Origin of the sequence: Agromyces seonyuensis, assembly GCF_009789225.1 — a bacterium.
Lineage (GTDB): Bacteria > Actinomycetota > Actinomycetes > Actinomycetales > Microbacteriaceae > Agromyces > Agromyces seonyuensis.
Genome location: NZ_WSTA01000115.1, coordinates 1 through 9,958 on the forward strand (window position 1 = coordinate 1; position 9,958 = coordinate 9,958).

Annotated in this window: 10 protein-coding genes; 8 read left to right on the plus strand and 2 right to left on the minus strand. The window is 72.9% G+C overall.

All coding sequences use genetic code 11. The features are described from left to right. Window positions 1-394 (plus strand): thiamine pyrophosphate-dependent enzyme (locus tag GB864_RS16970; protein ID WP_473808267.1); only part of this gene is annotated, 394 nt, incomplete at its 5' end. Window positions 395-434: 40 nt separating this feature from the next. Further along, the gene (locus GB864_RS16975) at window positions 435-1,292 is read left to right on the plus strand and encodes a PPK2 family polyphosphate kinase (protein ID WP_160426875.1); all 858 of its coding nucleotides are present in this window, start codon (window positions 435-437) and stop codon (window positions 1,290-1,292) included. Between the two features lie 191 nt (window positions 1,293-1,483). Here GB864_RS16975 and GB864_RS16980 read toward each other — a convergent pair whose 3' ends face one another. Next, window positions 1,484-2,752 carry an isochorismate synthase gene (locus tag GB864_RS16980; RefSeq protein WP_336604060.1) on the minus strand — a complete coding sequence of 423 codons (1,269 nt, stop codon included), beginning with the start codon at window positions 2,750-2,752 and terminating at the stop codon, window positions 1,484-1,486. Window positions 2,753-3,121: 369 nt separating this feature from the next. Between GB864_RS16980 and GB864_RS16985 the strand changes: the two genes are divergently transcribed. The 5 genes from GB864_RS16985 to GB864_RS18655 all read left to right on the plus strand — a co-directional run bounded on the left by GB864_RS16985 (window position 3,122) and on the right by GB864_RS18655 (window position 7,876). Next, entirely contained in the window at window positions 3,122-3,847 is a 726-nt protein-coding gene (locus tag GB864_RS16985; RefSeq protein WP_160426876.1) for a demethylmenaquinone methyltransferase, read from the plus strand. Window positions 3,848-3,855: 8 nt separating this feature from the next. Further along, complete coding sequence (locus GB864_RS16990; RefSeq protein WP_160426877.1) at window positions 3,856-4,650, plus strand: methyltransferase domain-containing protein; 795 nt, start codon at window positions 3,856-3,858, stop codon at window positions 4,648-4,650. A gap of 83 nt (window positions 4,651-4,733) precedes the next feature. Then, the gene (locus GB864_RS16995) at window positions 4,734-5,867 is read left to right on the plus strand and encodes a polyprenyl synthetase family protein (RefSeq protein WP_419672800.1); all 1,134 of its coding nucleotides are present in this window, start codon (window positions 4,734-4,736) and stop codon (window positions 5,865-5,867) included. Beyond that, on the plus strand, window positions 5,867-7,243 hold the full coding sequence (locus GB864_RS17000) for an FAD-dependent oxidoreductase (RefSeq protein ID WP_160426878.1): 1,377 nt from the start codon (window positions 5,867-5,869) through the stop codon (window positions 7,241-7,243). Before GB864_RS16995 ends, GB864_RS17000 begins: the two co-directional genes overlap by 1 nt. Next, complete coding sequence (locus GB864_RS18655) at window positions 7,244-7,876, plus strand: prepilin peptidase (RefSeq protein WP_160426879.1); 633 nt, start codon at window positions 7,244-7,246, stop codon at window positions 7,874-7,876. It abuts the gene before it with no gap. Window positions 7,877-7,980: 104 nt separating this feature from the next. On the opposite strand, the gene GB864_RS17010 is transcribed toward GB864_RS18655, so the two are convergent. Then, window positions 7,981-8,727 carry an MIP/aquaporin family protein gene (locus GB864_RS17010; protein WP_160426880.1) on the minus strand — a complete coding sequence of 249 codons (747 nt, stop codon included), beginning with the start codon at window positions 8,725-8,727 and terminating at the stop codon, window positions 7,981-7,983. Between the two features lie 130 nt (window positions 8,728-8,857). Between GB864_RS17010 and GB864_RS17015 the strand changes: the two genes are divergently transcribed. Continuing rightward, entirely contained in the window at window positions 8,858-9,877 is a 1,020-nt protein-coding gene (locus GB864_RS17015) for an alpha/beta hydrolase (protein WP_336604061.1), read from the plus strand. Window positions 9,878-9,958 lie beyond the last annotated feature (81 nt).

Below are 9,958 nucleotides of genomic sequence, written 5' to 3' on the forward strand. Positions count from 1 at the left end.
CGCGGCCGCGGCGGACGCCGACCCGGGCGACCCTCGGGCGCAGGCCGCGGCCGCTCGCGCGGCGGCGGGCGTCACGCGCGTGCTCATCGGCGACCTCGCGCTGCTGCACGACGTCGGCGGACTCCTGCTCGGCGAGGGCGAGGATCGCCCGCGGGTGCAGCTCATCGTCGGCAACGACCACGGCGGCACGATCTTCGACTCCCTCGAAGTCGCCGACTCCGCCGACCCCGCCGCGTTCGCCCGCGTCCAGCGCACGCCGCAGCGGGTCGACCTCGAGGCGCTCGCCCGTGCGTACGGGTGGGCCTACTCGCGCGTGGAGACGGCGGGCGATCTCGACCGCGCCCTCACGGCCCCGCCGCCCGGCCCGAGCATCCTCGAGGTGCCGCTGGCCTGAGCGCCTCGACGGGCGACCCGGCGCGCGCCAGGATGGGCCCATGAGCGCATCGCGGCACTGGTCGGGCGATCCGGCGACGATCCTGCGGGTCGGAGGGGGGTTCCGGCTCTCCGACGTGGATCCCGGCTCCACCCCCGGCTTCGAGGGCGGCAAGGCCGACGGCGCGGCGGCGCTGGCCGCACGGGTGCCCGAACTCGCCGAACTGCAGGAGCGGCTCTTCGCGCGGAGCCGGATGGGCGACGACACACGGCGCGTGCTGCTCGTGCTGCAGGCGATGGACACGGCGGGCAAGGGCGGCATCGTGAAGCACGTCGTCGGCGCGGTCGACCCGCAGGGCGTCGCGCTCACGGCGTTCAAGGCGCCGACGGAGGAGGAGCGCGCCCACGACTTCCTCTGGCGCATCGCGCGCCGCGTGCCGGGGCCGGGACTCATCGGCGTCTTCGACCGCTCGCACTACGAGGACGTGCTTATCGGCCGGGTGCGCGGGCTCGCGCCCGAGGCGGAGATCGAGCGCCGATACGGGGCCATCAACGAGTTCGAGGCCGGGCTCGTCGCCGAGGGCGTGACGATCGTCAAGGCGATGCTGCGCATCTCGAAGGACGAGCAGAAGTCGCGGCTCGCCGAGCGCCTCGATCGGCCGGACAAGCACTGGAAGTACAACCCGGCGGACGTCGACGAGCGCTCGCTCTGGGACGACTACGACGCCGCGTACCAGACGGTCTTCGAGCGCACGTCGACGGAGGTCGCGCCGTGGCACGTCGTGCCGGCCGACCGCAAGTGGTACGCGCGGCTCGCGGTGCAGGACCTGCTCCTCGGCGCCCTCGAGTCGTTGGACCTGGCCTGGCCGAGCGCCGACTTCGACGTCGAGCACGAGCGGGCCCGCCTCGCGGCGAGCTGACGGCTGCCGCCGCCCGCCGGTCGAGTCGGGCGAAGCTTCGCCAGCCGGTCGAGTCGGGCGAAGCGCCGCCCGCCGGTCGAGTCGGGCGAAGCGCCGCCCGCCGGTCGAGTCGGGCGAAGCCCGTATCGAGACCCCGCAGCGACCCGCACCAGGTCTCGATACGCCCTTCGGGCTACTCGACCGGCGTCGGGTCAGGATGCCGAGGGCGGCGGTGCGCCGAAGGCCTCGGTGATCGGACGGAACTTCATGCCCGTCTCGGCGAGCTCCGACGCGGGCACGGAGTCGTGCACGATGCCGCAACCCGCCCACGCGGTGACGCGGCCGTCGTCGGCGACCTGCGCGCAGCGCAGGGCGATGGCCCACTCGCCGTCGCCCGCGGCATCCACCCAGCCGACCGGGCCGGCGTAGCGCTCGCGGTCGAAGCCCTCGAGCTCGGCGATCGCGGCGGTCGCGGCGTCACGCGGGGTGCCCGCGACGGCGGCCGTCGGGTGCATGGCCTCGACGAGCGCGAGCGAGGACGACCCGTCGCCGAGCGTGCCCTTGAGATCGGTCGCGAGGTGCCAGAGGTTCGGGAGCTGCAGCGTGAAGGGCTCGGGGCTCGCGTCGAGGCGCGCGGTGTGCGGGGCCAGCGTGTCGACCGCGGAGGCGACGGCGAGGGCGTGCTCGGCCCGGTCCTTGGGGGATGCGGCGAGCGCCGCGGCGCGTGCCCGGTCGTCGGTCTCGTCCGCGCCGCGCGAGGCGGTGCCGGCGAGCACGCGCGCGCTCACGGTGCCGGTGTCGACGCGCACGAGGGTCTCGGGGCTCGCGCCGACGAGGCCGTCGACGGCGAACGTCCACGTGTCGGGGTAGCGGCGGGCGAGCAGGTCGAGCATGGCGCGCAGGCCCGCGCCGTCGTCGAGGCGGCCGACGATGCGGCGGGCGAGCACGACCTTCTCGAACTCGCCGGCGTCGATGCGCTCGACGGCGCGGGCGACGGCGGCCTCGTAGTCGTCCGGTGCGAGCCCGTCGGGCTCGAACCCGACGTCGGGCACGAGGCGCTTGGGTGCGGGCTCCGGCAGCTCGAAGGGGGCGTCGTCGGGCTCGTCGGTGTCGGCGAAGCGGATGGTCGTCGCCCAGGCGCGGCCGTCGCGGCGGCCGAGCACGAGCTCGGGCACGACGAGGACGCTCGTCGCGGCGGAGTCGTCGGCGAACGCGAAGGTGCCGAAGGCGACGAGGCCCGTGCCGGGCAGACCGACGCGGTCGTCGACGTCGGCGGCGGCCACGAGCGAGGTCCACGCGCGGGCGGCATCCACGATGCGGCCGGGCCCGCCGGTCTCGATGCGGACGGCCTCGCCGAGCCCGATGAGGCCTTCGCCACGTCGCATCCAGAGGAGGGGGTGACGGGGATCGAGCCGCGGGATGAGCGGCTCGGTCTCATCGACCGCGACGGTGCGCACGCGGAGGACGGGAGAGGACTGCACCGATCAAGCCTACGTCCCGTGCTCCGCTGAGGAGCGACCGCTGCGTCGGTCGAGGAGCGACGGAGGAGCGTATCGAGACTCGCGACCCGCTGGTCGAGTAGCGACGAAGGAGCGTATCGAGACCTGGTGAGGTTCGTCGCGGCGGTCTCGATACGCTCCGCTACTCGACCGACGATTGCGTTGGTCGAGGAGCGACGGAGGAGCGTATCGAGACCTGGTGAGGTTCGTCGCGGGGTCTCGATACGCTGCGCTACTCGACCGGCGGGACTGTCTCGATACGCTGCGCTACTCGACCGACGGGAGCTGCGCTCCTCGACCGGCGTGGAAGCCCGACCGGCGCGGGCGGGGGGCAAGCCTAGACTTGCAGGCATGACCCGCGCAGACCTCGGCAAGGACCCGCACGCGGTCTCGGCGATGTTCGACCAGGTGGCCGCCCGCTACGACCTCACCAACAACGTGCTGTCCGTCGGCAACGCCCCGCTGTGGCGCATCGCGACGACGCGGGCCGTGGCGCCGAAGGCGGGGGAGCGCATCCTCGACGTCGCGGCCGGCACCGGCACCTCGTCCGCGGCGCTCGCGGCCTCCGGCGCCGAGATCGTCGCCGCCGACTTCTCGCCAGGCATGATCGCGGTCGGCCGCGAGCGCCAGGCGCGCGTGCCGAACCTCGCCTTCGTCGAGGCGGATGCCACGAAGCTGCCGTTCGGCGACGCCGAGTTCGACGCCGTCACCATCTCGTTCGGTCTGCGCAACGTCAACGACACCGACGCCGCGCTCGCCGAGTTCCTCCGTGTCGTCAAGCCCGGCGGCCGCCTCGTCGTGTGCGAGTTCTCGACGCCGCCGAACACGATCATCCGCTCGGGGTACCACCTGTGGCAGGGCGTCGCGATGCCGGCGCTCACGAAGCTCGTGTCCTCGAACGACACCGCCTACGACTACCTCAACGAGTCGATCAACGCCTGGCCCGACCAGCAGCACCTCGCGCGCCGCATCGCGGCCGCCGGCTGGACCGACGTGAAGTGGCGCAACCTCACGGGCGGCATCGTCGCCCTGCATCGCGCGTTCAAGCCCGCGGCCCCGCCCGCGCCCGCCGCCTGAGCGCGCCCGTGATCGACTGGAACCGCGCCGCGGACGGCTACGCGCGCTCGTTCGCCGTAATGTGCGCGGGCGCCGCACCGGCGCTCCTCGACGCAGTCGGCCCCGTGCCGGCCGGCGGACGGCTCCTCGACGTCGGCACCGGCACCGGGACGGTCGCGGGGGCCGCGGCCGCGCGCGGCTGGGCCGCGACCGGCAGCGACGGCGCCGAGTCGATGCTCGCGATCGCGCGGCGCGAGCATCAGGGGGTCGAGTTCGAACTCGGGGACGTGCTCGCCCTGCCGAACGCCGACGACTCGTTCGATGCGATCGTCGGCAACTTCTCGGTGAACCACACTGCCGACCCCCGTCGCGCCGTCGCCGAGCTCGTGCGGGTCGCGAAGCCCGGGGCGCCGATCGCCTTCACGACGTGGGGGCGGCCGAGCGCGCTCGTGCCGCTCTGGCAGCGCGTCATCGACGAGTCCGGGGCCGCGCGGGTTCCCGTCGACCGCATCCTGGCCGAGCTCGACTTCCAGCGCTCCGAGGCGGGGCTGCTGGCGCTCCTCGCCGATGGCGGCGCCGAGCCGGTCGAGGTCGTCGAGATCGAGTGGGAGTTCGCGATCGCGCCGGAGGGCCTCTGGGCCGCCGCACCGGCAGGCGTCGCCGTCGTCGGACCGATCTACCGAGCCGCCGACGAGTCGACGCGCGCCGCCATGCGCACCGCCTACGACCGAGCCGCCTCGGAGCTCGTCGCCGAGGACGACCTGCTGCACGTCGCCTCGAGCGCCTGGCTCGCGTTCGGTCGCGCGCCGCGCACGGCATCCTGAGCCCGACGCGCGGGCCCGCCGACCGTTCGACGTCGAGAGACGCAAGGGAAGTACGCAGGCAGGGGCCCGCTAGGCTGGAACGCGTGAATTCCAGGCCAGCGGTCGTCCGTCGCGGCTCGTCGCTCGTGGCGGGTCTCGGCCTCAGCGAGCGGATGTTCGCCTCCGCCTCCGACCGCCGTCTCGCGAAGGTCGTCGACGAGGGACTCGACCGCGTCGAGGCGGGCCTCGCGACCGAAGTGCACTTCGCCGATCCCATCGCCGACGTCTCGACGCGCTACCTCCTCGAGGCCGGCGGCAAGCGCGTGCGGCCCATGCTCACCCTGCTCGCCGCCCAGCTCGGCGACGGCGTCACCGACGACGTCGTCACCGCCGCCCAGGCTATCGAGGTCACGCACCTCGCCTCGCTGTACCACGACGACGTCATGGACGACGCCGACCGCCGTCGCGGCGTGCCGAGCGCCCAGACCGTGTGGGGCAACACCGTCGCGATCCTCACGGGCGACCTGCTGTTCGCGCGCGCGAACCAGCTCATGTCGCGGCTCGGCGAACGCGCCATCCGCCTCCAGTCCGACACCTTCGAGCGACTCGTGCTCGGCCAGCTCCACGAGACGCTGGGCCCGCAGCCCGGCGAGGACCCCGTGGCGCACTACGTGCAGGTGCTCGCCGACAAGACCGGCTCGCTCATCGCGGCCGCCGCGCAGTCGGGCGTGCTCTTCTCGAACGCCGACGCCGTCGACCCCGCCTACGAGCGCGCGATGCTCGAGTTCGGCGAACGCGTCGGCATCGCCTTCCAGCTCGTCGACGACGTCATCGACCTCTCGGCGAAGCCGGGCGAGACCGGCAAGGTGCCCGGCACCGACCTGCGGGCGGGCGTCGTGACGCTGCCGCTGCTGAAGCTGCGCGAGCGCGCGGCCGCCGGCGACGCCGACGCGGCCGACCTCCTCGGCCGGCTCGAGCGGTACGTCATCCGCACGGCCCGCGAACAGCTCGTCGACGCCCTCGACACCAACACCGCCGCCATCGCCCTCGCCCCCGACCCGGCGATGGTCGACGCGCTCGTCGGCGAACTGCGCGAGCACTCGGTCACCGCCGAGACGCTCGCCGAAGCACGAACCTGGTCGCGCGACGCCGTCGCCGCGCTCGCGCCGCTGCCCGCCGGCAGCGTGAAGAAGGCCCTCACGGCATTCGCCGAGTCCATCGTGGAGAGAAACAACTAGTGACGAGAACCAAACTGCGCCTCGCCGTCGTCGGGGCCGGCCCCGCCGGCATCTACGCCTCGGACATCCTCTTGAAGGCCGAGCGCAACTTCGACGTGTCGATCGACCTGTTCGACCACCTCCCTGCGCCCTACGGCCTCGTGCGCTACGGCGTCGCGCCCGACCACCCCCGCATCAAGGGCATCATCACCGCCCTCCGCGACGTGCTCGACCGCGGCGACATCCGCATCTTCGGCAACGTGCGCTTCGGCACCGACATCACGCTCGACGACCTCAAGCGTCACTACAACGCCGTCATCTTCGCCACGGGCGGGGTGCGCGACGCGGACCTCAACATCCCGGGCATCGACCTCGACGGCTCCTACGGCGCCGCCGACTTCGTGAACTGGTTCGACGCCCACCCCGACTACCCGCGCACCTGGCCCCTCGAGGCGAAGGAGATCGCGGTCATCGGCAACGGCAACGTCGCGCTCGACGTGTCGCGGATGCTCGCGAAGCACGTCGAGGACCTCATGGTCACCGAGATCCCGGCGAACGTCGCAGAGGGCCTCGCGGCCTCGCCCGTCACCGACGTGCACGTCTTCGGCCGCCGGGGCCCGACCTCGGTGAAGTTCACCCCGCTCGAGCTCCGCGAGCTCGGCGAGCTGCGCGACGTCGACATGATCGTCTACGACGAGGACTTCGACTACGACGACGCGGCGCGCGCCGCCGTCGCCGGCAACAAGCAGGTCTTCGTCATCGACAAGGTGCTGAACCAGTGGCGTCAGCGCGAGGTCGGGCAGGCCTCTCGTCGCCTGCACCTGCACTTCTTCGCCAAGCCCGTCGAGGTCGTCGGCGACGAGCAGGGCAAGGTCTCGGCCTTCCGCTACGAGCGCACTCGGCCCGACGGCCAGGGCGGCGTCGTCGGCACCGGCGAGATCCGCGAGCTGCCGATCCAGGCGATCTACCGCGCGGTCGGCTACTTCGGCTCGCCGCTGCCCGACGTGCCGTTCGACGCCGAGCGCGGCGTCATCCCGAACCACGAGGGCCAGGTGCTCGTGCACGACCCGGCGACGGGCGAGAACCGCCAGATGTACGGCGTCTACGCGACCGGCTGGATCAAGCGCGGCCCCGTCGGACTCATCGGCCACACGAAGTCGGATGCGATGGAGACGATCTCCCACCTCATCAACGACCTCGGCAACTGGTGGACGCCCGAGTCGCCGACCGAGGACTCCGTCGTCGCGATGCTCGAGGAGCGCGGCATCCGCTGGACGGACCTCGACGGCTGGCACCGCCTCGACGAGCACGAGATCGCCCTCGGCGCAGCCGAGGACCGCGCGCGCATCAAGCTCGTCTCCCGCGAGGAGATGGTCGACGTCTCGCGCGGCGAGTAGGTGACCGCCGCCCTGCTCGTCGGCGCCGTCGTCGGCGGGTGGGCCGCCGGTTGGTGGCCCGTGCGGCAGTTCGCCGCCCAGCACGTCAACGCGCGCGGGCGCTTCGCAGCGTCGTCGCGCTGGGTGTTCGCCGCGGTCACGTCGCTCGTGTTCCTCGCGATCGTGTGGGGCGTCGGCCTCAGCCCGCTGCTGCCGGTGGCGCTCGTCTTCGCCGTGGCGGGCGTCGCCGCGTCGGCCGTCGACCTCGTCGAGCACCGGCTGCCGAACGCGATCCTGCTGCCCGCGTTCCTCGTGATCGCGGTGTGCGTCGCCGCCGCCGGCTTCACGGTCGGGCCGGAGGTGCTCTGGCAGGCGCTCGCGGGCGGCACGGCGATGCTCGTCGTCTACGGGGTCGTCGCGCTGCTGTCGCCGCGCTCGATGGGCATGGGCGACGTCAAGCTCGCGGGCATCATCGGCATCACGCTCGGCGTCTTCGGCCTCACGACGTGGGTCATCGGCCTGCTCGGCGCGTTCCTCGTCGGTGGCCTCGTCGCGCTCGTGACGCTCGCGCGCGGCCGGGCCGGCCTCGGCTCGGCGATCCCGTTCGGTCCGTCGATGGTCGCCGGGGCGATCGCGGGGCTGCTGCTCGGCTGAGTCCGTGGCACGGGTCATCCGGCCCCATCCCGGTGCGCTGCGCTGTCGCGTTCAGTCGGGTCGCGCTCGGCCGGGTCTCGCTCGGACGGGTCGCGCTCGGCCGCTCAGCCGAAGACGGCCCAGCCGAAGATGAGCTGCCAGCAGCCGACGCCGATCAGACCGCCCAGGATGGGTGCGACGACGGGCACCCACGCGTAGTCCCACTCGCTCGAGCCCTTGTGCTTGAGCGGGAGCAGCGCGTGCAGGATTCGCGGGCCGAGGTCGCGCGCGGGGTTGAGCGCCGGGCCAGTCGGGCCGCCGAGCCCCGCGACGAGGCCCCACACGAGGAAGCCGAGCGCGAGGTGCTCGACGCCGGAGCTGTCGAGCGGCGAGCTCACGAGCGCGAGCGCGCTCGCGAACAGCACGACGGAGCCGAGGAGCTCGCTGAGGAAGCCGTTGAGCTTCGAGTGCACGGCGTCGATGGTCGAGAACGTCGCGAGGATGTCCTCGGGGTTCTCGGTGCGGTCGTAGAGCGGCTTGTGGATCGCGACGAGGGCGAGTTGCGCCGCCATGGCGCCGGCGAATTGCGCGGCGATGTAGATCGGCACCTCCGACCACGGGAACAGGCCCCACGTCGCGAGCCCGATCGTGAAGGCGGGGTTGATCTGGTTGCCCGAGATCGCGCCGAACATGATCGCGGGGATCATGACGCCGAAGCCGTAGCCCATGGCGATGAGGCTCCACCCGCCGCGGTAGCCCTTCGACCCCTTCAGGTGCACGTTCGCCACCGCGCCGTTGCCCAGGATGATGAGCACCCCGGTGCCGATGAACTCGCACAGGGCCCGCACGACGAGCGGATACGACGGATCCATACGGGCCATGGTGGCAGGCGCGAGCGCAGAACACGAGGATGCCTCGCTTGCGTCGATGCGGTCGCAGCAGCGCTCCGACCGGCGCTCGGCGCCCGATCCGGACCGGGAACCTCCCAGCACGCTCGGTAGGGTGGCGGAGAGCCGAGCCGAACGGGGGTGCGCGATGGCCGAGGTCGCGGGATGGCGGCCCGACGTGCTCGGGCCGGGATTCGAGCAGCGGACGCTGCCGCTCGGCGACGACGACATCGGACCCATCGTCGCGACGGTCGTGCGCTACACGGGCCGGCATCGGCCGCTCGGCGGGCTCGTGCAGGGCGCCGACGTGCTCTACGTCCACGGCTGGAACGACTACTTCTTCAACCCCGAGCTGGCCCGGTTCTGGGCAGGTCTCGGGGCACGGTTCCACGCCCTCGACCTGCGCAACTACGGCCGATCGCTGCGTCCCGGCCGCTCGCCGGGCTACATCACCGACATCACGACGTACGACGCCGATCTCGAGGCCGCGCTCGGCGCGATCGGCCACGGCCAGCACGACGACCCGAAGCGGCCGCTCGTCCTCGTGGGCCACTCGACGGGCGGCCTCGTGCTGAGCCTGTGGGCGGCGCGCTATCCGGGTCGTGCCGACCGTCTCGTGCTCAACAGCCCCTGGCTCGAGTTCCAGGCGAGCCGAGTGGGGCGCGAGGCCATCGCCCCCGCGCTCAACCTCGCCGCGATGGTGCGGCCCACCGCGGTGATGCCGAACGTCGACTACGGCTTCTACGCGCGCTCGATCGACAAGAACCGCGACGGGCAGTGGGAGTACGACCACTCATGGCGATTGGATGCCGGTGCGCCGACGCATCCCGCCTGGCTGGCCGCGATCTTCGCCGGTCAGTCGCGCGTCGCGGCGGGCCTCGACATCGGGGTGCCGGTGCTGACGCTGCTCTCCAAGCGCTCCCTCATCCAGCCGCGCTGGAGCGACGAGATGCTGCGCAGCGACATCGTGCTCGTCGTCGACGAGATCGCCGCGCGCTCGGTGCGGCTCGGTCCCGACGTCACGATCGCCCGCATCGACGGCGCCCTCCACGACGTGTTCCTGTCGTTCGAGCCGGCGCGGCAGGCCGCCTACGATGCGGTCGAGCGCTGGCTGCGGGGCGCGTCGACGCGCTAGGCGGCGGTCGCGGCCGCTCGTGCGTCGGCGCGCTCGCCGGGGATCGGGAGAGCAGACGACTGAACTCCAGTCAGCTTGGCT